Consider the following 19,812-nt stretch of genomic DNA (forward strand, 5'->3'; position numbering starts at 1 on the left):
CTCCGGCGCCCCGAGGAGAACTCGCTCCAAGGCCCCGACAAGGGGTGTGGTCCTGCCCGAAGGGGCAGGACCACACCCGGTGGGACGAGACTCAGTCCTCGTCCGCGGCGGTGGAGACCGTGGTGGTCTTCTTCGCCGTCGACTTCGCGGCGGCCGTCTTGGCGGTCTTCGCCGCCTTCTTGGCCGTCGTCTTCTTCGCGGCCGTCTTCTTGGCCGCGGTCTTCTTGGCGGCCGTCTTCTTCGCCGTGGCCTTCTTGGCCGCCGTCTTACGAGCGGTCTTCTTGGCCGGCGCGGCCTCCTCGGCCGCCGGCTCCGCGGCAGCCGTCTCCTCGGTCACCGGAGCCTCGGCGACCGGGGCTTCCGCCGCCGGGGCCTCCTCCGCCGCGGCCGACGGGACGACCACGACGGCCGCCTCCTCGGGCGCGGTCGGCGCGGTGGCCTTGCGCACAGCACGGCGGCGCGGGCGGGCCGGGGCGGGGGCGCTCACGGCCTCCGCCGGCTCCTCGACCGGGGTCGCGTCGACCGGAGCGGGCTGCTCCGCCGGTGCCTTGGCCGCGGGCGCCGTCTCCGGCACCGTCACGACGGCCGCCTCGGCACCCTCGGGCGAGCCGGCCGGGGCCGACACCTTCCGGGTCGCCCGACGGCGCGTACGGCCCTTGGGCGCGGCCTCCTCGGCGGCCGGGGCCTCGGCCTGCGGCGCCGGGACCACCTGGTCCTCGACGGCCATCGGCTCGGCCAGCGCCTCGGCGGCCGGCTCCGGCCGCACCGGGCGTGCCGCCGCCTGCTCGGCGGTGACCTCCTGGGCGGTCGGAACCGCGGCCTCCGCAGCCTCCGCGGCGGCCTTCCCGGCCTTGGACGCCCGCTCGGCCCTGGGCGCCTTCTCCGCCTTCGGCGCACCCGCCGGAGCCGACACCCGGCGGCTCGCCCGGCGCCGCGTACGGCCACGGGTGGCCGCCGCCTCCGCCTCGGCGACGCTGCTGTACAGCTCCTCGTCCGGCGCGAACTCGGGCGCCGGCAGGGCCACCGGCTCGGCGACCTCGGCGGCCACCTCCACGGCGGTCTCCACCTCGGGCTCGACGGCCTCGCCGGTCTCCACGGCCACGGCGGCGGTCTCGTGCACATGCTCGTGCACGGGCTCCGGCGCCTCGGCGCCCCGGCCGCGCTTCTTGCGCTTGCCGCCGCCACCGTTCGCGGTCGCCTGGTCCAGGTGGACGATGACACCGCGCCCGTTGCAGTGGACACAGGTCTCGGAGAACGACTCCAGCAGGCCCTGGCCCACCCGCTTCCGGGTCATCTGGACGAGGCCCAGCGAGGTCACTTCCGCGACCTGGTGCTTCGTACGGTCGCGGCCCAGGCACTCCAGCAGGCGGCGCAGCACCAGGTCCCGGTTGGACTCCAGGACCATGTCGATGAAGTCGATCACGATGATGCCGCCGAGGTCGCGCAGCCGCAGCTGGCGCACGATCTCCTCGGCCGCCTCCAGGTTGTTCCTGGTGACCGTCTCCTCCAGGTTGCCGCCCTGGCCGGTGAACTTGCCGGTGTTGACGTCGATGACGACCATCGCCTCGGTCCGGTCGATCACCAGCGAACCGCCGCTGGGCAGCCAGACCTTGCGGTCCAGCGCCTTGGCGAGCTGCTCGTCGATCCGGTAGGTGGCGAAGACGTCGACCTCGGAGGTCCACTTCGACAGCCGGCCGGCCAGGTCCGGGGCGACGTACGAGACGTACCCGTGGATCGTCTGCCAGGCCTCGTCACCGCTGACGATGACCTTGGAGAAGTCCTCGTTGAAGATGTCGCGCACGACCCGGACGGTCATGTCCGGCTCGCCGTACAGCAGCGTCGGAGCGTTGCCGCCGTTCTTGGCCTTCTTCTGGATCTCCTCCCACTGCGCCTGGAGCCGCTCGACGTCCCGGCGCAGCTCGTCCTCGCTCGCGCCCTCGGCGGCGGTGCGCACGATGACGCCCGCGTCCTCGGGGACGATCTTCTTGAGGATGGTCTTCAGCCGGGCCCGCTCGGTGTCGGGCAGCTTGCGGCTGATGCCGGTCATCGAGCCCTCGGGGACGTACACGAGGTAGCGCCCGGGCAGGGAGACCTGGCTGGTGAGCCGCGCGCCCTTGTGCCCGATCGGGTCCTTCGTGACCTGCACGAGGACGGACTGGCCGGACTTGAGCGCGGACTCGATCCGGCGCGGCCCGCCCGACATGCCGAGCGCCTCGAAGTTGACCTCACCGGCGTACAGGACCGCGTTGCGGCCCTTGCCGATGTCGATGAAGGCGGCCTCCATCGACGGCAGCACGTTCTGGACCTTGCCCAGGTAGACGTTGCCGACGTACGAGGTCGACTGCTCCTTGTTGACGTAGTGCTCGACGAGCACGCCGTCCTCCAGGACGCCGATCTGCGTACGGTCGCCGTGCTGGCGGACGACCATCACGCGCTCGACGGCCTCGCGGCGGGCCAGGAACTCGGCCTCGGTGATGATCGGAACGCGTCGGCGCCCCTGCTCACGGCCTTCCCGGCGGCGCTGCTTCTTGGCCTCCAGACGGGTCGAGCCCTTGATGGACTGCACCTCGTCGGACGGCTCGCTGGGCTTGCGCGGCTCGCGGACCTTGACGACCGTGCGCTCCGGGTCGTCCTCGGACGGCTCGGCGTCCATGGAGGTGTCACCGGCCCGGCGGCGCCGGCGACGGCGACGGCGGCTGCTGGAGCTGGAGCCGCCGGACTCCTCGTCCCGCGCCTCCTCGGCGTCCTCTTCCTCCTGCTCGGCAGTGTCCTCGGCGTCCTGCGCGGCCTGCTCGGCGGCCAGTTCCTCGGCGTCGCCGTCCACGCCCTCGCCGGACTCGCCCTCGGCCGCGTCACCGCGCCGGCGGCGGCGTCCGCCACGGCGGCGGCGACGGCGCGAGCCGGACTCCTCGAAGCCCTCGGCGCCCTCGGTCTCGTCGCCCTCCTCGCCCTCCTCGCCCTCAGCGAGGTCCTCGGCGGCCTCCGGGGTCTCCTCGGCCTCCTCGGCCTCCTCCGGCTCCTCGTCCTCGACGGCGGTCTCGGCCGGCTTGCTCTCCTCGGCGGCACCGCGGCGGCGCCGGCGCCGGCGGCCACCGGTCTCGGCGCGCTCCTCCGCGTACTCCTCGGCCTCCTCCGCCTCGACGGCCTCGTCGACCTCGGCGGCCTCGGCAGCCGCCTCGGCCGCGGCCCGCTGCGGCGTCTGGAACTGGGGCTCGGTGAACACCGGCGCCTGGAAGACGGCGACGGCGGGGCGGGCGGGCCGGCGCGGGGCCTCGGCCTCCTCCGGCTCGGCGGCCCGCGGAGCGGCGGCCCGTCCGGGCTCGGCGAACCCGGACGCGGCGCGGACGACCCTGCGCCGGGCCCGGCGCGGCGCCCCGGCCTCGGCCTCGGCGGCCGGTGCGGGAGCCTGCGGTGCCTGGACGGGCTGGGTGGCCGCGGCCGGCTCGGTGGTGTGCGTGGTCGCGGGGACCTCCGGGGTGTGGGCGGTCACCGCGGCCTCGGCCTGAGCGGCTTCCTCGGTGGCGGGGGCGGTGTCGGGCGTGGACACCCGGCGGGTGGCACGACGACGCGTACGGCGCGGAGCGGCTTCCTCGACGGGGGCAGCGGCCTCCGGCGCCTCCTCGGCGGCTTCGGCGGCCTCGGCGGTCTCGACAGCCTCGGCGGCCGGAGCGGCCTCCACGGCTTCCTCAGTGTCAGGCGTGGACACCCGGCGGGTGGCACGACGACGCGTACGGCGCGGAGCGGCTTCCTCGACGGGGGCGACGGCCTCCGGCGCCTCCTCGGCGGCCTCGGTGGCCGGAGCGGCCTCCACCTGCGACACGGCCTCCGGCTGCGCCACCGGGGCGGCGGCCACGGTCTCCTCGGCGCCCTTCGGAGCACCGGCGGGCGCGGACGCCCGACGGGTGGCCCGGCGACGCGGACGCGCGGGAGCGGCTTCCTCGGCGGCGGGCTCCTGCGGGGTCTCGGCCTCGGCGGCAGCCGCCGTGGCGGACGTGGCGGCGGCCGGGACGACGGTCTCGGCGGCCTCGGCGGTCGACGGCGAACCGGCGGGCGCGGACGCCCTGCGGGCCACACGCCGACGCGGACGCGCGGGAGCGGCCTCCTCGGCGGGCGCGGCCTCGGCGGCAGCGACCTCCGTCACCTCGGCCTCGGCGGCCACGGCGGACTCGGCGGCATCGGCGACCGGCGTCGACACGCTGCGCGTGGCCCGGCGCCGGGTGCGGCGCGGGGCGGCCTCCTCACCGACGACGACCGCGCCGGCCTCGGGGACGGCGGCGGTCTTCTCCGGCTCGGCCGGTACGACGGTCTCGGCGGCCTCGGCGGACGACGGCGAACCGGCGGGCGCGGACGCCCTGCGGGCCACACGCCGACGCGGACGCGCGGGAGCGGCCTCCTCGGCGGGCGCGGCCTCGGCGGCAGCGGCCTCTTCGGTCCCCTCGGCCTCGGCGATCTCGCCGACGTCCTCGGTCACCTCGGTGACCTCGTCGGCCTCCGCGGCCGGTATGGCCGGCACGGTGACCTCCGCGGGCGCCTCCGCCGCCGCGGCGGGCGGGCCCGCCGGGCGAGAGGCGGCACGGCGACGCCTGCGCGGCGGCAGGGTGTCGCTGGGAGTGTTCAGTTCGGAACCCTCGTTGGGTTCGGTCGGTTCGAGCATGCGGGCGTTTCTCCCGTCAGGCTCCCGGGCGCCGCACCTGGTCCGGCACCGGCCTCAATGGACCGTCCGCCGTTGACGTCCGCGGCCCGCGCGATGCGCGATGGCCGCCGTCCGGGGCGCGGGCGCCGCACGGGAGCACTCTGTGTCCTGTCTCGCCGGTTCCGTACGCCTTGTCGGTACGGCCTGGCGAAAGTCTTCTGGTCGGTGCGCTGCCCGACCCAGGTGGCTCCCGAGTACGAGGGCGGCGCTACGACGTCCGTCCCTACGCGGGACCTTCCGGCGCCGTCGCGGCGGCGGCCGGCTGGGCCGTCAGGGCCCCGGCAGCCTCGCGGTCGGGCGCGAGCGGGTCGGTCACCGTGCCGGTCTCTTCATCGAACAGCCCCTGCGCCAGCCTGGTCACCGCTGCGGGGACCGGCGGCGCCAGGTCGGCCACGGCGCGGAGACCGGACAGGACGTCGTCGGGTCGTACGGCAGGCGTCACGTGCCGAACAACCAGCCGCAGTATCGCACAGGGCTGGTCGGTCGGCCTATCAGCCGGCGCACCGTGCGTCTCCAGGCTCACCACGGCCGGGCGGGCGTCGAAGGTGCGGACGCCGTTCTTGGTCAACCGTTGCACCTCGACGGTGCCGGCCTTGGTGAAGGCCTCGACCGCGCGCTCGGCGTCGGCCGGGTCGACGCCGTCCAGCCGCAGCTCCCACACGGAGGCCGTCAGCCGGTCGGCGAGACCCGAGGTCCGCGCCTCGACCGCCTCGACGACGTCGAGCCCGGCGGGCAGCGACTCGTCGAGGAGGACGCGCAGGGTCTCGGGATCGCGCGCTTCGGTGAGCGCGATCTCCAGGTACTCCGCCTCGCTGCCCGTGCCGGTGGGTGCGGCATTGGCGTACGACACCTTCGGGTGCGGCGTGAACCCGGCCGAGTACGCCATGGGCACCCCGGCGCGGCGCAGCGCACGCTCGAAGGCGCGCTGGAAGTCTCGGTGGCTGGTGAACCTCAGGCGGCCGCGCTTGGTGTAGCGCAGGCGAATGCGCTGCACCGCGGGTGCGGGCGGCGGGCCTTCGGGCTGTCGCTTGCCCAGTGTCCTAGTCCTTCGTGAGAGCGGTCGTACTCCTACCAAGAGTACGTGTGTCGCGGGCGGTGGGTTCCCGCCGGTCCACCGCCTGCCGCTGCCGGGGCTCTCCGAACAGCATCCGGCTGACGTCCGCGCGGGCCTGCCGCACGGTGTCCCGGGCCGTGGCCAGCGCCTCCCGCGAGACCCGGCCCACCGCGCGCAGGCCCTGCGCGAGGGGCCGCAGGACGGCGTCCCGCACGACGTGGCCGACCGGGGTGAGGACGGTCCGGTACACCCAGCGCACCGGCTCCACGAAGATCCACCGGAAGAGGGTCCCCAGCGCGCGCCCGACGGCCAGGGAGATCCGCCCGGCGACCCGCCAGGTGTGCCCGAGTGCCTCCCCCACCTCGCGCGCGACGACCGCGAGGAACCGGCCGACGGGGGCGAGCACCCAGCGCCACAGCGCGAGCGCGGGCAGCACGAACAGGACGCGGCCGGTCCAGTACAGGGCCAGGCCGGCACCGGTGACGACCAGTCCCAGCAGCCACGCCACTCCCCGCGCGCACCAGGCGACGGCCCGGCCGACGGGGGCGAGCACCCAGGAGTACAGCCACCGCGCGGGTACGACGAGCAGGTACCGCAGCAGCCAGGCGACGGCCGTGTACACCCCGGCGCCGAGGACGGCCAGTACCGCGCCGATTCCCTTCAGCAGCCAGGTCAGTGCGTGCCCGACCGGGGTGAGCACGCGCGCGTACACCCACGCGAGCCCGGCTCCGGCCCCGCGCGCCAGCCAGGCGAGGGCGTGGCCGACGGGCGTGAGGAGGTACCGGTGGCACCACACGGCCGGCACCACCAGCAGGACGGTGCCGAGCCAGGCGAGCGCCCTGCCGACGGGCACCAGGACGTACCGCCACAGGCCCACGAACGGCCACACGAACACGGCCCGGCCGGCCCACAGCAGGGCCCGCCCGAGCGGCCGGAGCACGGTGTCCCGCAGGAACCGCCCGGTGACGACGAGCGCGTCCCACACCATCCGCACCGGCACGACCAGCACCAGGGCGACGATCCGCACCGGGAGGCGGACGGCGACGACGAGGCACCCTTCGGGCTGGTGGGAGTCGGGCGACGGCTTCTGGAGGTCCATACAGGGGTAGACGCACGGACCGCCCGTTCGGATCCGGTCAGTCACGGGCGCTGTGCGGGACTCCGGCTCGGCGGGCTCCCTGAACGCCGACGAGCCCCCTCTCCGTCGGAAGAGGGGGCTCTCGGGGCCGCGCAGGCGGCGCCGCGCTCAGGTCAGTGCGTGTGACCGCTCGCGGCCGGCGTCGGACCCGCGTTCTTCACCGTCAGGGGGAGCAGCTTCTTGCCGGTCGGGCCGATCTGGATGTGGGTGTCCATCTGCGGGCAGACGCCGCAGTCGAAGCACGGGGTCCAGCGGCAGTCCTCGACCTCCGTCTCGTCGAGGGCGTCCTGCCAGTCCTCCCAGAGCCAGTCCTTGTCCAGGCCGGAGTCGAGGTGGTCCCAGGGCAGGACCTCCTCGTAGCCGCGCTCACGGGTGGTGTACCAGTCGACGTCCACGCCGTAGGTGGCGAGGGCCTTGTCGGCGCACCGCATCCAGCGGTCGTAGGAGAAGTGCTCGCGCCAGCCGTCGAAGCGCCCGCCGTCGTCGTACACCGCGCGGATGACGGCGCCGATGCGGCGGTCGCCGCGGGAGAGCAGGCCCTCCACGATGCCGGGCTTGCCGTCGTGGTAGCGGAAGCCGATGGAGCGGCCGTACTTCTTGTCTCCGCGGATCTTGTCGCGGAGCTTCGCGAGACGCTCGTCCGTCTCCTCGGCGGAGAGCTGCGGGGCCCACTGGAAGGGGGTGTGCGGCTTGGGGACGAAACCGCCGATCGAGACCGTGCAGCGGATGTCGTTCGAGCCCGAGACCTCGCGGCCCTTCTGGATGACGCGGGTCGCCATGTCGGCGATCTGGAGGACGTCGTCGTCGGTCTCCGTCGGCAGGCCGCACATGAAGTACAGCTTCACCTGGCGCCAGCCGTTGCCGTAGGCGGTGGCGACCGTGCGGATCAGGTCCTCCTCCGAGACCATCTTGTTGATGACCTTGCGGATGCGCTCCGAGCCGCCCTCCGGGGCGAAGGTCAGACCCGAGCGGCGGCCGTTGCGGGTCAGCTCGTTCGCCAGGTCGATGTTGAAGGCGTCGACGCGGGTGGAGGGCAGGGACAGGCCGATCTTGTCGTCCTCGTAGCGGTCGGCGAGGCCCTTGGCGACGTCGCCGATCTCCGAGTGGTCGGCCGACGACAACGACAGCAGGCCGACCTCCTCGAAGCCGGTCGCCTTCAGGCCCTTGTCCACCATCTCGCCGATGCCCGTGATGGAGCGCTCGCGCACCGGACGGGTGATCATGCCCGCCTGGCAGAAGCGGCAGCCGCGCGTGCAGCCGCGGAAGATCTCGACCGACATGCGCTCGTGGACCGTCTCGGCCAGGGGGACCAGCGGCTGCTTGGGGTACGGCCACTCGTCCAGGTCCATGACCGTGTGCTTGGACACACGCCACGGGACCCCCGACTTGTTGGGGACCACACGGGCGATACGGCCGTCGGGGAGGTACTCGACGTCGTAGAACGCCGGTACGTAGACCCCGCCGGTCCTCGCGAGACGGAAGAGGACCTCCTCGCGGCCACCGGGGCGGCCCTCGGCCTTCCACTCGCGGATGATCCGGGTCATGTCCAGCACGGCCTGCTCGCCGTCGCCGATGACCGCCGCGTCGATGAAGTCGGCGATCGGCTCCGGGTTGAAGGCGGCGTGGCCGCCGGCCAGGACGATCGGGTCGTCGATCGTGCGGTCCCTGGACTCCAGCGGGATGCCGGCCAGGTCCAGCGCGGCGAGCATGTTCGTGTAGCCCAGCTCCGTGGAGAAGCTGAGGCCGAACACGTCGAAGGCCTTCACCGGGCGGTGGCTGTCCACCGTGAACTGCGGGACGCCGTGCTCCCGCATCAGCTCCTCCAGGTCCGGCCACACGCTGTAGGTGCGCTCGGCGAGGACCCCCTCCTGTTCGTTGAGCACCTCGTAGAGGATCATGACGCCCTGGTTGGGCAGGCCGACCTCGTACGCGTCCGGGTACATGAGCGCCCAGCGGACGTCGCACTCGTCCCACGGCTTGACCGTGGAGTTGAGCTCTCCGCCGACGTACTGGATCGGCTTCTGCACGTGCGGGAGCAGAGCTTCGAGCTGCGGGAAAACCGACTCGACAGGCATCTCGCGAACCTTCATGAGCTGACAGGGGGGACCATCAAGCCTAACCCGCCCGGCGGCCTCCCCCGAACGCTCAGCGAGCCGCCCCGGAGCTGCTCTCCTGCCAGAGCCGGGGCAGCTCCGCCTCCGTCGCCGCCGCCCGTGCCTCCTCCCTGCCGTACAGCACCCCGTAGGTGAACGCGCTCTCCCCCGCCGCGTGCGCCACCGCCGCGAGCTCGCGGAGGGTGCGGCGGGCCATGACGCTGTCCTGGTGGTCGCCCAGGAGGGTGGTCAGGGATTTCATGGCCTTGGTCAGGGTGCGGGCGGGGGCGCCCAGCGCCTCGGTGGCGGCCTCGGCGGCGTAGCGGGTGCGCTTGGCCTTCTTGCGGGCCTCGTGCAGGGCGAGGTCGCGGTCCTGCCCCGGCGGCAGCGCCAGCGCGTGCTCCAGGACGTCCGCCAGCTTCTTCTCGTCCTTGTGCACGGCCTTGGCGAGGGCCTTCCCCGGCTTCTTGCCGGCCGCCTCGCGCAGCGGCGGGTCCGCGAGGAGGGCGTCCAGGGCGTCCAGCAGGGCCAGATAGCGCCGGGAGTCCAGCACGCCGGTGAGGTGGGCGTGGGCGCCGCCGTGCCGGGCACGGGACCACGCGGTGAGCCGCTCGGGGACGGGCCCGGTGACCAGGGTGGCCGGGAGCGCGTCGAGGGCGGTGGTCAGGCGGTCGGCCAGCACCTCCTGGTCGCGGTCGACGCCCAGCTCGCCGGCGAGCCACTTCAGCTCGGCGCCGACGGGGTCGGTGACGGTGCGGTCCAGGAGGGCGCCGAAGGTGCGCAGGGCGCTGCGGGCGCGGCGGGTGGCGACCCGCATGCGGTGCACGGCGTCGGGCAGGTCGCGGCGGACGGCGGGGTCCAGCTCGACCAGCGCGTCCCGCTGGGCGCGGAGGTAGGCGAGGACGTGGTCACCGGCGGTCACCGGCGGCGGGGGCCCGGCCTTCTTCCGGCGCCGGCCGGCGGCCGTCTCCGCCAGGGCACGCGCCAGCTTCGACGGCGACCGGGACGGCCGTACGCCCGCCTTGCCCAGCCGCTTCTCCAACTGGTCGAGGAGGGCCGGGTCGCCGCCGTCGGCCAGTTCCACCTCGATCTCGGTCCACTGGGCGACTCCGCCCCCGCCGCTCAACCGCTCGGCGGTCACGGCGTCGACGCTGGCCTCGGCCAGCAGCACGCCCTCGGCGTCGACCAGGTGCCGGACGTCGCGGGCGGAGCGCAGCCGGACCAGCGGGACGAGCGCCGCGTCCCGGACGCGGGAGCGCACGAGGGCCGCGATCTCCTCGGGGACGGTGTCGGAGAGCGGGGCCTGGATCTCGTCGCGGACTCCGGGGGCGACCGGGAACTTCAGGTGCCAGCCGGCGTCCGCACCACCGGTGCGGTGGCGCAGGGTGAGGGCGGCGGCGGCCAGACGTTCGTCGACGGTGTCGTAGTACGTGGCGTCGAGTTCCATCAGGCCCTTGTCCAGGACGGCCGCCACCGCGCCGACACCGGTCAGGTCCGGCAGCCCGCTGTCGTCGGACTCGTACTTGCGCTCGATCTCGCGTTTCGCATCCGCCATGCACCGAATCTAGTGTCCGGGGCGCCGGTACGGCAGGGGGCGCCGGGCCTACGCCGACATGGGCCGTTGCACCTTGATCGACTGCAAAAGTCCCACCGCGACCCAGACCGCGAACATGGACGAGCCGCCGTACGACACGAACGGCAGGGGCAGACCGGTGACCGGCATGATGCCGAGGGTCATGCCGATGTTCTCGAAGGACTGGAAGGCGAACCAGGCGACGATCCCGGCGGCGACGATCGTCCCGTACAGCTCGGTCGAGTCACGCGCTATCCGGCAGGCGCGCCACAGGAGGACACCGAGCAGGAAGATGATGAAGCCGGCGCCGAGGAAGCCCAGTTCCTCCCCCGCGACCGTGAAGACGAAGTCGGTCTGCTGCTCGGGCACGAACTGGCCGGTGGTCTGCGAGCCGTGGAACAGCCCGGCCCCGGTGAGTCCGCCGGAGCCGATGGCGATGCGGGCCTGGTTGGTGTTGTAGCCGACACCGGCCGGGTCCAGGTCCGGGTTGGCGAAGGCCGCGAACCGGTTGATCTGGTACTCGTCCAGGATGTGCAGCTGCCAGATCGCGATGCAGCCGATGACACCGGCGGTGAGCAGACCGAAGACCCAGCGGTTGGAGGCGCCGGAGGCGAGCAGCACACCGAGGATGATCGCCACCATGGCCAGCACCGAACCGAGGTCGGGCATGAGCAGCAGGATCAGGATCGGGACGGTGGCCAGGCACAGGGACTGGAAGACGGTCCGGTGGTCGGGGTACGGCTTGTCGCCCGCGTCCACCCGCGCGGCCAGCAGCATGGCCATGCCCAGGATGATCGACACCTTGAGGAACTCGGCGGGCTGGAGCGAGAAGCCGCCGATCACCAGCCAGTTGCGCTGGCCGTTGATCGTGGCGCCGAGCGGGGTGAGGACCACCAGGGCGAGGAGCACCGACAGGCCGTAGAGGATCGGCACGGCGTTGCGCAGGGCGCGGTGGCCGAGCCAGACGGTGCCGATCATCAGGGCGATCCCGATGCCGAGGTTCATCAGGTGCCGGAGCAGGAAGAAGTACGGGTCGCCCTGGTTCAGCTCGGTGCGGTTGCGGGTCGCCGAGTACACCAGCAGGGAGCCCAGCAGGGACAGGGCGGTGGCCGCGAGCAGTATCGGCCAGTCCAGCCGGCGGGTGAGCGAGTCGCGGGCGAAGATCCTGGTCCAGCCGGCCCGCTCGGGGCCGTACCCGGAGACGGAGAAGCTGTTCGCGCCGGTCATGAGGGCATCCTCCGGCTTCCCCTCCTGCGAGGCCGTCTGCGGGTGTCACGGTTGCCCGTGCCGGGCGAGGCCGTGGTGCCCGCGGGCTGCTGGCCGTCGCCGTTGGTCGGGTTGTTCTTCTGGGCGGCCTCGGCGTCCTTCGCCGGGTCGCCGGTGACCTTCGGGGCGGCGATGGTGCCGTCCGTGCGGACCTTGGGCAGGCCCTTCTGCGGCTCGGGCAGCAGCGCCTTCTTGCTGTCGATGGAGCCGTCGCCCTGGACGCCGTAGAGCGCGCTGTAGATGTTGCGCACGGCCTCACCGGAGGCGCCGGAACCCGTACCGGCCTGGGCGATCGTCATGATCACCGTGTAGTCCTTGGAGTAGGTGGCCAGCCAGGACGTGGTCTGCTTGCCGTAGACCTCGGCCGTACCGGTCTTGGCGTGCAGCGGGATCTTGTCCTGCGGCCAGCCGCCGAACTTCCAGGCCGCCGTACCGCGGGTGATGACGCCCGCGAAGGCGTCGTCCATGCCCTTGAGGGTGGCCTGGCTGACGGGCAGCCTGCCGCGCTTCGTCGGCTTGATCTCCCGCACCGTCTTGCCGTCGGCGCTGATGATCGCCTTGCCGATGGTCGGCTGGTACATCGTGCCGCCGTTGGCGACGGCGCCGTAGATCACGGCCTCCTGGATCGGGGTGACGAGGGTGTCACCCTGGCCGATGGAGTAGTTGATCGAGTCGCCCTCGCGCATCTTGTTGCCTTCGAGGCAGTTCTCGTAGGCGATCTTCTCTACGTAGGAGCCGTCCTTCTTGCCCGTCTTGCACCAGGCGTCCTTGTTGGCCTTCCAGTACGCCTGCTTCCACTGGCGGTCGGGGACGCGGCCGGTGACCTCGTTGGGCAGGTCGACGCCGGTCTCCTTGCCGAGGCCGAACTGGTGGGCGGCCTTGTAGAAGTAGTCCTTCGGCTGGCCCCTCTTGGGGTTGATGCCGCCGTCCTTCTTCCACTCCTTGTCGGCCAGGTAGTAGAAGACGGTGTCGCAGGAGACCTCCAGGGCGCGGCCCAGGGGGATCGGGCCGAAGTTCTCGCCCTCGAAGTTCTTGAAGACCTGGCCGCCGACCGAGTAGGAGCTGGTGCAGGGGTAGCGGCCGTCGAAGTCGTAGCCGGCCTCGACCGCGGCGGCCGTGGAGACCACCTTGAACGTCGAGCCGGGGGCGGCCTGACCCTGTATGGCCCGGTTGAGCAGGGGGTAGTCCGAGTCCTTGCCGGTGAGGGCCTTGTAGTCCTTGGCGGAGATGCCGCCGACCCAGACGTTCGGGTCGTACGTCGGCGCCGAGGCCATGGCGACGATGCGGCCGGTCTTGGCCTCCATCACCACGACGGCACCGGAGTCCGCCTTGTAGTTGGTGCCGGTGATCTTGTCGAACTGCTGGCGGGCGGCCTTCATCGCCCTGTCCAGCTCGTACTCGGCGACCCGCTGGACGCGGGAGTCGATGCTGGTCACCAGGTTCGAACCGGACTCGGCCGCGTCCGACTTGGCCTTGCCGATGACCCGGCCGAGGTTGTCGACCTCGTAGCGGGTGACGCCGGCCTTGCCGCGCAGCACCTTGTCGTACGTCCGCTCCAGGCCGGAGCGGCCCACCATGTCGGAGCGCAGGTAGGGCGAGTCGGAGTCCTTGGCCTGCTGGATCTCGGCGTCGGTGACGGGCGAGAGATAGCCGAGCACCTGCGCGGTGTTGGACTTGCCGGGGCCCGGGTAGCGGCGGACGGCCTCGGGCTCGGCGGTGATGCCGGGGAAGTCCTCGGAGCGCTCGCGGATCTGCAGGGCCTGCTTGGCGGTGGCCTCGTCGGTGATCGGGATCGGCTGGTAGGGCGAGCCGTTCCAGCAGGGCTGGGGGGTCTCGGCGTCGCACAGCCGGACCTTCCGCATGACCTCTGCGGGGCTCATGCCGAGGACGCCGGCCAGCTTGGTGAGGACGGCCTTGCCGTCGTCCTTCTGCTTCAGCAGGTCGGTGCGGGAGGCGGAGACCACCAGGCGGGTCTCGTTGTCCGCGAGGGGGACGCCCCGGGCGTCCAGGATGTCGCCGCGCACGGCCGGGTCGACGACCTGCTGGACGTGGTTGCCGGACGCCTCCTTCTGGTACTCGGCGCCCTCCCGGATCTGGAGGTACCACAACCGGCCGCCGAGCGTGCCGAGGAGGGAGAGAACGAGGATCTGGATGACGACGAGCCGGATCTGGACCCGTGGGGTCCGACCGGTCTCGGGGATGTTGGTCACTGCGGCTGTCTCCCCCTCTCAGTACGCCTGTGCGAGAACGCGTACGAATGATGAACGACCGGCTCGTGAACCGGCGTTCCAGGAACGCTTACCCGTTCGAGTGAACTCACCGGAGGTCGGCCCGCCGGTGTGGAACTCCCCGCCCCTCACAGCCGCTTGACCCCCTTGATGCGGCCGACCCGGGCGGAGCGCGTGCGCGCCTTGGCCTTCAGGGCGCCGAGACCGCTGCGCTGGCTGCCGATGCGCAGGCCCGTGCCGGAGGAGAGCCAGCCCGAGGAGATGTCCCCGGCCTTGGCCGCGGGCCCGGTCTCGGTGAGCGGGTCGTTGTCGGCGCGGCGGGCCAGCCACATCACGCCGGGCACGATGAACGGCGCGAGCAGCAGGTCGTACAGGGCGGCGGAGAACAGCAGCCCCGGCAGGCCGACATGGCGGGCGGCGGTGTCGCCGACCAGGGCGCCCACCCCGGCGTAGAGCAGGGTGGAGCCGATGGCGGCGGCGACCACGACGGCCATCGGGCCGGTCGCCGACCTCAGCCGGCCGTTCTCCGGCTTGACGAGCCCGGCCAAGTAGCCGATGACGCACAGCACGAGCGCGTACCGGCCGGCCGCGTGGTCGGCCGGCGGGGCCAGGTCGGCGAGGAGACCGGCGCCGAAACCGACGAGGGCGCCGCCGACGTGGCCGTAGACCATCGCCAGGCCGAGGACGGTGAGCAGCAGCAGGTCGGGGACGGCGCCCGGCAGGTGCAGCCGGGCGAGGGCGCTCACCTGGATCACCAGGGCCACGACGACCAGCGGGGTGGAGAGCAGGATCCGGTTGACACGCATGGGGATACAGCTCCTACTGCTGCTCGTCGGTGGCGGGGGCGTCGGCCGACGGGGTGACCGTCACGGTCACCGTCGGCGTCGGGACCGGCTTCGGCTTGGCCGGGAGCACGGTGTCCCGCGGGTCCTGCTTCGGTGGCGCAACGACCACGCCGACGATGTCGAGCTTGGTGAAGCCGACGTACGGGGTGACGTACAGCGTGCGGGTCAGGCCGCCGCCGGAGGGGTCGACGCGGGAGACCACGCCGACCGGGACACCGGGCACGAACGGCTTGTCGGCCTGCGAGCCGAACGTGACGAGCCGGTCGCCCTTCTTCACCTCCGCCTTGCCGTTGAGCAGTTCCACGCGCAGCGGGCGGTCGCCCTGCCCCGAGGCGAAGCCGAGTTCGTCGCCCGCCTCCATGCGGGTGCCGACGGTGAAGTCCGGGTCGTTGGCGAGCAGCACGGTGGAGGTGCTGGGGCCGACGGTGGTGACCCGGCCGACCAGGCCGTCCCCGTTCAGGACGGTCATGTCCCGCTTGATGCCGTCGTCGGCGCCGGCGTCGATGGTGATGGTCCAGGAGAAGCCCTGGGCCGAGCCTATGGCGATGACCTGGGCGCCCTTGATGCCGTACTGCCCCTCGCCGGCCACCTTGAGCAGCTTGTCGAGCTGCTTCAGGCGGCTGCGGTTGCGGTCGTCGCTGCCGAGCTTGGCCTTGAGGGCCGCGTTCTCCTTCTCCAGCACGGCGAGCCGGTCGTGGCGGCTGCCGGAGTCGCGGACCGCGGAGACGGCGCCCGCGACCGGGTCCACCGCGGAGGACAGCCCGTTCTCGACCGGGCCGAACAGCGCCGCGGCGGCGTGCCGGGCACCGTCGACCGGGGAGTTCCGGCCTCCGCGGATGTCCACCGTGATCAGCGCGAACGCGATGGCGACCAACAGGACCAGGAGCAGCCGGCTCTCTTTCGTGTCCCTCACGTGCGGCGGCCGTGCCCTTCCTCAAGTAGGAATTCGTCGGACCCCTGGAGAACGCGCGTACTCTGACGCGGCCCAAGAGGCCCATTCGTGGGAGCTTATGCCTCTATGTCAACGATCCGCCGCACGAGAGGAGAACGTCTCGTACGGCGGAATCGAAGAGTCGCGTCATCTGCGCGGCTGGGCGTCCAGGACCTGCTGGAGCGCCTCGAACTCCTCGACGCACTTGCCGGAGCCGAGCGCGACGCTGTCCAGGGGGTCCTCGGCGATGTGGATCGGCATGCCGGTCTCCCGCCGCAGCCGCTCGTCGAGCCCGCGCAGCAGGGCTCCTCCGCCGGTCAGAACGATTCCTCGGTCCATGATGTCGCCGGACAGCTCCGGCGGGCACTTGTCGAGGGTGGTCTTCACCGCGTCCACGATCGCGTTGACCGGCTCCTCGATCGCCTTGCGGACCTCGGCCGCCGAGATGACGACGGTCTTCGGCAGCCCGGACACCAGGTCACGGCCGCGGACTTCGGTGTGCTCGTCGGTGTCGAGGTCGTACGCCGAACCGATGGTGATCTTGATCTGTTCCGCCGTGCGCTCACCCAGGAGGAGGCTGTACTCCTTCTTGATGTACTGGATGATCGCGTTGTCCAGTTCGTCGCCGGCGACGCGGATGGACTGGGCGGTGACGATCCCGCCGAGCGAGATGACCGCGACCTCCGTGGTGCCGCCGCCGATGTCCACCACCATGTTGCCCGTGGCCTCGTGGACCGGCAGACCGGAGCCGATGGCGGCGGCCATGGGCTCCTCGATGATGTGCACCTGACGGGCGCCGGCCTGGGAGGACGCCTCGATGACCGCCCGGCGCTCGACGCCCGTGATGCCCGAGGGCACACAGACGACGACCCGCGGCCGGGCCAGATACCGCCGCTTGTGGATCTTCAGGATGAAGTAGCGGAGCATCCGCTCGGTGATTTCGAAGTCGGCGATCACGCCGTCCTTCAGCGGACGGACCGCCACGATGTTGCCCGGCGTCCGGCCGATCATCTTCTTCGCTTCGGCACCGACCGCGAGGATCCCACCCGTGTTGGTGTTGATCGCCACGACGGACGGCTCGTTCAGTACGATCCCGCGACCCCTGACGTACACCAGCGTGTTGGCGGTCCCGAGGTCGACAGCCATGTCACGGCCGATGAACGACATTGAGTTCCCCATCCGGATTCATCTGGCCGTCCTGAGCGTGTGAGGGCATGTCAGGCCGGCGAGGCGGGTGCTGTGACGTGAAGGCTTCCATCGTAAACGCGCCTGCACGAACACTGCGCGAGGGTCTCCGCCATTGTCACCAGATGGCGTGCCGCCCCGCTTGTGGAGACGGGCGTTCGGGGGCGCTCGTTCCCTCAAATGCCAGGACTGTGCCGGAAAGGTCCGGGCGCGGTCCCGGACCCTCTCCGCGGCGGACGGGCGTTACGCGCGGCCGGGGAAGAAGATCTTCACCTCGCGCTCGGCGGACTCCTCGGAGTCCGAGGCGTGGATCAGGTTCTCGCGGACGATCACGCCGTAGTCACCGCGGATCGAGCCGGGCGCGGCGGCGATCGGGTCGGTCGGGCCGGCGAGCTGGCGCACGCCCTCGATGACCCGCTCGCCCTCCACGATCAGCGCGACGACCGGACCGGAGGACATGAACTCCACCAGCGGCTCGTAGAACGGCTTGCCCTTGTGCTCGCCGTAGTGCTGCTCCAGCGTGTCCTGGTCCAGTGTGCGCAGTTCCAGCGCGGTGATCTGCCAGCCGGCCTTGCGTTCGATGCGGCTGATGATCTCGCCGGTCAGGCCACGACGGACGGCGTCGGGCTTGAGGAGGACGAGGGTGCGCTGGCTCACGGAAGGCTCCTTACACGACTTGCGGGTGCGGTGGGACGAGGTTACAGGGCGTGTCGGGGCCGTCGTTACGCAGCGTCAGGCGTGGAGGAGGACTGGGCCTGGGCCGCGAAGCGGGCCTTCGCCTCGTCCACCTTTCTCCCGAAGTGCACCGACGCCCACCACAGCGCCGCGAACACCGCGCCCAGGAAGTACATGGTCGGGACGACGACACCGGAGGCGATCAGCGCGATTTGCAGGGCCCAGCCGAGGGCCACCCCGCCGGGCCGGGTCACCATGCCGCACAGCAGCACGCACAGCAGCATGGCGATGCCGCTGACCAGCCACACCGTCGACGTGGACAGGTCCGGGTCCTTCATGGCGACGAGCCCGGCGAAGCCGATGACGAAGAACTCGCCGATCAGGGTCGATGCACAGAGCGTACGCATCTTCGACTCTCAGCCCTTCCCCAGCAGCAGCCGGGCCTCGCCGACCGTGATGACGGAACCGGTCACCAGCACACCGCCGCCCGCGAACTCGCCCTCCTCCTCGGCCAGCGTGATCGCGGCCTCCAGGGCGTCCGGCAGCCGCGGCTCGACCTGTACGCGCTCGTCGCCGAACACCTCGACGGCGATCGCGGCAAGCTCGTCCGCGTCCATGGCGCGATGGCTGGAGTTCTGCGTGACGACGACCTCCGCGAAGATCGGCTCGAAGGCCTCCAGCAGCCCGCGCACGTTCTTGTCGCCGCTCGCGCCGACGACCCCGATGAGCCGGGTGAAGTCGAACGCCTCCCGCACGGCCTCGGCGGTGGCCTCGGCACCCGCGGGGTTGTGCGCGGCGTCCAGCACGACGGTGGGAGAGCGCCGTACGACCTCCAGCCGGCCCGGGGACGACACGGCCGCGAACGCCTTGCGCACGGTGTCGATGTCCAGCGGCTCGGCACGCTGCGCGCCCACGCCGAAGAACGCCTCCACGGCGGCGAGTGCGACGGCCGCGTTGTGCGCCTGGTGGGCGCCGTGCAGCGGCAGGTACACCTCGTGGTACTCGCCGCCGAGGCCGCGCAGGGTGAGGAGCTGCCCGCCCACGGCGACCTGCCGGTCGACGACGCCGAACTCCAGCCCCTCACGGGCCACGGTGGCGTCGACCTCCACGGCCTTCTTCAGCAGCACCTGCGCCGCGTCCACCGGCTGCTGGGCCAGGATGACGGTCGCGTCCTGCTTGATGATGCCGCTCTTCTCGCCGGCGATCTCCGCGTGCGTCTCGCCGAGCCGGTCGGTGTGGTCGAGGTCGATGGGGGTGACGACGGCGACGTCGCCGTCGATCACGTTGGTGGCGTCCCAGGAGCCGCCCATGCCGACCTCGACGACGGCGACGTCCACGGGGGCGTCCGCGAAGGCCGCGTACGCCATGCCGGTGAGCACCTCGAAGAAGGACAGCCGGTACTCCTGCTGCCCGTCGACCATCTCGACGTACGGCTTGATGTCCTGGTACGTCTCGATGAACCGCTCGGCGGTGATCGGGGCGCCGTCCAGGCTGATCCGCTCGGTGATCGACTGCACGTGCGGGCTGGTGTAGCGGCCGGTGCGCAGCTCGAAGGCGCCGAGCAGGGCCTCGATCATGCGGGCGGTGGAGGTCTTGCCGTTCGTACCCGTGATGTGGATCGAGGGGTACGACCGCTGGGGCTCGCCCAGCACGTCCATCAGCGCGGCGATGCGGCTGACCGAGGGCTCCAGCTTCGTCTCGCCCCAGCGGGTGGCCAGCTCCGCCTCGACCTCACGCAGGGCCTTGTCGACCTCGGGGTCCTCGGGGCGGGCGGGCACGTCCGCCTGCGGAGGGCCGCCCTGGGTGCGCAGGGTGCGGCTGCCGGCCTCGATGACCGCGAGGTCGGGGTCGCGGGTGGTCTCGGCCTCGATGATCTCGTCGAAGGGGTCGAGGGGGTCGGGGGTGTCGCTGGTGCCGGGCGCTTCGCTCACGGGCCCAGTCTACGGAGCGGATGCCCGCGGCGGGGCGCCGGTATGGGGTGGCTTGTCTCGCGGGCCGGCGGGGGCGCTCCGCGCGGTGCGGGTGGGGCTTGCCTCGCCGGCCGGCCGCGGGGCGCTCGGGCACGGTGCGGGGGGCTTGCCTCGCCGGTGCCCGCTGCGGGGCGCTCGGGGGCGGGGCGGCTTGTCTCGCC

General features: G+C 72.4%; 13 protein-coding genes. All 13 read right to left on the reverse strand.

What is annotated here, in order from left to right; translation table 11 throughout:
* Window positions 1–91 precede the first annotated feature (91 nt).
* The gene (locus IE273_RS01765; protein WP_189813325.1) at window positions 92–4,654 is read right to left on the reverse strand and encodes an Rne/Rng family ribonuclease; all 4,563 of its coding nucleotides are present in this window, start codon (window positions 4,652–4,654) and stop codon (window positions 92–94) included.
* Between the two features lie 262 nt (window positions 4,655–4,916).
* Window positions 4,917–5,687: a TIGR03936 family radical SAM-associated protein gene (locus tag IE273_RS01770; protein WP_189813326.1), complete on the reverse strand. Its 771-nt coding sequence runs from the start codon at window positions 5,685–5,687 to the stop codon at window positions 4,917–4,919.
* A gap of 46 nt (window positions 5,688–5,733) precedes the next feature.
* Window positions 5,734–6,846 carry a hypothetical protein gene (locus IE273_RS01775; protein ID WP_189813327.1) on the reverse strand — a complete coding sequence of 371 codons (1,113 nt, stop codon included), beginning with the start codon at window positions 6,844–6,846 and terminating at the stop codon, window positions 5,734–5,736.
* A gap of 152 nt (window positions 6,847–6,998) precedes the next feature.
* Complete coding sequence (locus IE273_RS01780; RefSeq protein ID WP_189813328.1) at window positions 6,999–8,960, reverse strand: TIGR03960 family B12-binding radical SAM protein; 1,962 nt, start codon at window positions 8,958–8,960, stop codon at window positions 6,999–7,001.
* Between the two features lie 70 nt (window positions 8,961–9,030).
* Window positions 9,031–10,533, reverse strand: coding sequence for a CYTH and CHAD domain-containing protein (locus IE273_RS01785; RefSeq protein ID WP_189813329.1), 1,503 nt, complete (start codon window positions 10,531–10,533; stop codon window positions 9,031–9,033).
* Between the two features lie 48 nt (window positions 10,534–10,581).
* Window positions 10,582–11,778, reverse strand: a complete 1,197-nt coding sequence (gene rodA, locus IE273_RS01790) for a rod shape-determining protein RodA (protein ID WP_189813330.1) — start codon at window positions 11,776–11,778, stop codon at window positions 10,582–10,584.
* Window positions 11,775–14,027, reverse strand: a complete 2,253-nt coding sequence (gene mrdA / locus IE273_RS01795) for a penicillin-binding protein 2 (RefSeq protein WP_189813331.1) — start codon at window positions 14,025–14,027, stop codon at window positions 11,775–11,777. Before mrdA ends, rodA begins: the two co-directional genes overlap by 4 nt.
* A 146-nt stretch (window positions 14,028–14,173) precedes the next feature.
* Window positions 14,174–14,851 (reverse strand): rod shape-determining protein MreD, encoded by a 678-nt coding sequence (gene mreD / locus IE273_RS01800; protein ID WP_189813332.1) that lies wholly within the window; start codon window positions 14,849–14,851, stop codon window positions 14,174–14,176.
* Window positions 14,852–14,864: 13 nt separating this feature from the next.
* A complete protein-coding gene (gene mreC / locus IE273_RS01805; protein ID WP_189813333.1) occupies window positions 14,865–15,803 on the reverse strand; it encodes a rod shape-determining protein MreC in 939 nt (312 codons plus the stop codon).
* A 165-nt stretch (window positions 15,804–15,968) separates the two neighbouring features.
* The gene (locus tag IE273_RS01810; RefSeq protein ID WP_014672705.1) at window positions 15,969–16,988 is read right to left on the reverse strand and encodes a rod shape-determining protein; all 1,020 of its coding nucleotides are present in this window, start codon (window positions 16,986–16,988) and stop codon (window positions 15,969–15,971) included.
* A gap of 261 nt (window positions 16,989–17,249) precedes the next feature.
* Window positions 17,250–17,663 (reverse strand): nucleoside-diphosphate kinase, encoded by a 414-nt coding sequence (gene ndk, locus IE273_RS01815; RefSeq protein WP_014672706.1) that lies wholly within the window; start codon window positions 17,661–17,663, stop codon window positions 17,250–17,252.
* Between the two features lie 65 nt (window positions 17,664–17,728).
* Complete coding sequence (locus IE273_RS01820; RefSeq protein ID WP_189813334.1) at window positions 17,729–18,088, reverse strand: DUF4233 domain-containing protein; 360 nt, start codon at window positions 18,086–18,088, stop codon at window positions 17,729–17,731.
* A 9-nt stretch (window positions 18,089–18,097) separates the two neighbouring features.
* The gene (folC, locus tag IE273_RS01825) at window positions 18,098–19,612 is read right to left on the reverse strand and encodes a bifunctional tetrahydrofolate synthase/dihydrofolate synthase (RefSeq protein WP_189813335.1); all 1,515 of its coding nucleotides are present in this window, start codon (window positions 19,610–19,612) and stop codon (window positions 18,098–18,100) included.
* Window positions 19,613–19,812: the final 200 nt, after the last annotated feature.

Source organism: Streptomyces olivaceoviridis (assembly GCF_014650115.1).
Taxonomy (GTDB): domain Bacteria; phylum Actinomycetota; class Actinomycetes; order Streptomycetales; family Streptomycetaceae; genus Streptomyces; species Streptomyces olivaceoviridis.

What these genes read in the sequence shown, in the direction of transcription:
- IE273_RS01765 (WP_189813325.1), bottom strand. Translation starts at nt 4,654, where the DNA reads ATGCTCGAACCGACCGAACCCAACGAGGGTTCCGAACTGAACACTCCC.
- IE273_RS01820 (WP_189813334.1), bottom strand. Translation starts at nt 18,088, where the DNA reads ATGCGTACGCTCTGTGCATCGACCCTGATCGGCGAGTTCTTCGTCATC.
- rodA (WP_189813330.1), bottom strand. Translation starts at nt 11,778, where the DNA reads ATGACCGGCGCGAACAGCTTCTCCGTCTCCGGGTACGGCCCCGAGCGG.
- IE273_RS01810 (WP_014672705.1), bottom strand. Translation starts at nt 16,988, where the DNA reads ATGTCGTTCATCGGCCGTGACATGGCTGTCGACCTCGGGACCGCCAAC.
- IE273_RS01785 (WP_189813329.1), bottom strand. Translation starts at nt 10,533, where the DNA reads ATGGCGGATGCGAAACGCGAGATCGAGCGCAAGTACGAGTCCGACGAC.
- IE273_RS01780 (WP_189813328.1), bottom strand. Translation starts at nt 8,960, where the DNA reads ATGCCTGTCGAGTCGGTTTTCCCGCAGCTCGAAGCTCTGCTCCCGCAC.
- IE273_RS01775 (WP_189813327.1), bottom strand. Translation starts at nt 6,846, where the DNA reads ATGGACCTCCAGAAGCCGTCGCCCGACTCCCACCAGCCCGAAGGGTGC.
- mreD (WP_189813332.1), bottom strand. Translation starts at nt 14,851, where the DNA reads ATGCGTGTCAACCGGATCCTGCTCTCCACCCCGCTGGTCGTCGTGGCC.